This is a genomic window from uncultured Methanobrevibacter sp. (assembly GCF_937906425.1).
Classification (GTDB): Archaea; Methanobacteriota; Methanobacteria; order Methanobacteriales; family Methanobacteriaceae; genus Methanobrevibacter.
The window spans coordinates 1-2,119 of record NZ_CALCYR010000143.1; the positions used below are offsets into that span (position 1 = coordinate 1).

2 protein-coding genes are annotated in these 2,119 nt (G+C 26.0%); both read right to left on the minus strand.

Going from position 1 to position 2,119, the window contains the following annotated elements:
* Window positions 1-380: 380 nt before the first annotated feature.
* Window positions 381-782, minus strand: a complete 402-nt coding sequence (locus Q0138_RS04040) for a PRC-barrel domain-containing protein (protein ID WP_297981263.1) — start codon at window positions 780-782, stop codon at window positions 381-383.
* A 505-nt stretch (window positions 783-1,287) separates the two neighbouring features.
* Entirely contained in the window at window positions 1,288-2,013 is a 726-nt protein-coding gene (locus Q0138_RS04045) for a tRNA-binding protein (RefSeq protein WP_297981268.1), read from the minus strand.
* Window positions 2,014-2,119 lie beyond the last annotated feature (106 nt).

The window sequence follows — 2,119 nt, forward strand, 5'->3', positions numbered from 1 at the left end:
AGAAAAAATTAGAAAAAAAATTAGAAAAATATTAGAAAAAATTTATTAAAAGCTAGAAAAAATTAGAAATTTTTAAAATAATAATTTTGAAATTTTTAAAAATATAGAAAAAAATAACCAAAACAGATAAAAATAAGCAAAATGATAAAAATTTAGAAAAAAATAACCAAAACAGATAAAAATAAGCAAAATGATAAAAATTAGATAAAATAGTCTAAATAGATAAAAATAAGTAAAAAAAATAAAATAAAAAGTAGAATCAAAAGCTAAATGCAATAAAAAAAGAGCTCATAGTAAGAAAAAATTCACTCAAAACTTTAACCCAAAGCACTAAAAAGGTTAATAATTAATGGTAAAAATTTTCCGCATTCCAAAAATGTTTATTCTTTAATTTTTGGAGCTTCTACTTTAGGAGCTTCTGCTTTTGGTGCTTCTACTTTTGGACGAATTGACATTTCTTCTCCAACTACTGGAGGTTTTGGTCTTTTTAAATCTTGAGGATCTATTAACATAATATCCCCAATAGCAGTTACTCTGTCAAATTCTATGTTAAGTAAACCTTCTTGATAAGATCTTCCGGTTTCTTCTTCAGGAACGAATTGGAATCCGCCTCTAAAGATATCTCTAATACCTGCACTTCTTCTTTCAGGTTCTATAGCTTTTACTTGAAGTCTTGAAATAGTTCCATATCTAATATTAAGAACTACATCATGAACTTGGCCAACGTATTGTCCAGCTAATGTATATATGTCTAAGTCATATAAAGAGGAAACTTCCACCATTTTTTCACCATTAAAAATCAATAAATCTAAAAAAAATTTTTTAAAAAATGTTTTTTAAAAACAACAAAATCCTTTAATTTTGTAATAACATAACTTATAATGAAATAATTAATAATTAAAGATATGAATTTTAAATATATCAAATTTAATAAAGAAATTCATATGAAATCTAAAAATTAAACATTAAATAAGCCTTTAATAATATATGTCTATTTGCTTATATAAATACTTTATTGTTTTTTAAGTAAAAAAATGGCATAAAATCACTATTTACCTAAGTATTATAATAGGAAATTGAAAAATAAAAATGAATCATATAGAAAAATAGAAACAATTGAAAAATATCTATTAAAGAGTAAAAACAACAACAAAACAGTCAATAAAATTTAAAATTGGAAAAAAATAAAAATAGACGTATGGGCTTTAAATTAAAAAATAAGCCCTAAAAATCTTTAAAAAAATAAGAATTTAAAATAAAATTAGTGTAAAAAAGACTTAAAAATATTCAAGGTTTTAGGAATGTTTCTATCATATTTTTAGTTTCATTTAATGATTCCATAGGAATGCCATTAGGCATATTACCTAAGTCCCCTTGGACATCTTTTAAAATGGAACCATTCATTCCTAAAAACATCCCCTCACTAACAACTTCCATAAAACTGGCAGGAGGGAGTAAAGAAACACCTACGTGGTTTCCTTCCTTAACATCCAAGTCATTGGTTACAATTTTAAGTGCCCTGTATCCTAAATTAACATTACAAATCATTAAGGCATCTGCATTTGGATGTTTGCTTACACTCATCACTTCTCCAACCCTAATGTCTATTCCAATAATAGGATCATTGATTGGACCGAATTTAAAACGAGCCCTTAAACCTAAAATAGTGTCAAGGAAAAATCTGACCTTTGCAATGTTCTCCTCAGTTTTTTCCCTTTCATCCTTTGGAGCGCCTTTCATAAACTTGTGGTTCCAGTCATCTCCACCAAGGCATTCAATGATTTGATTTGCCTTATCTTCAAGTTTTTCAACATCTTCACAATTTGCAAGAGCATCTCCTTCAAGATAACAGTATAATAATGATTGTAAGTCAGCTTCCATTCTTTTAGCAAGATCAATAGCTCCTTTCTTATTCCAGTTCCCTCTAAAACTACCTGTTTGAACTGTTCTTAAAAATAATTCTCTTGATTTCATAGCTATTAAAATTCTATAGTCTTTAGCAGTATCCCACAAAATAAAAACTCCTATTAAAGTTAATTACATCAACAATTATGACTTTTAAATAATTATGACTTTTAAATAATTATGACTTTTAAATAATTATGACTTTTAAATAATT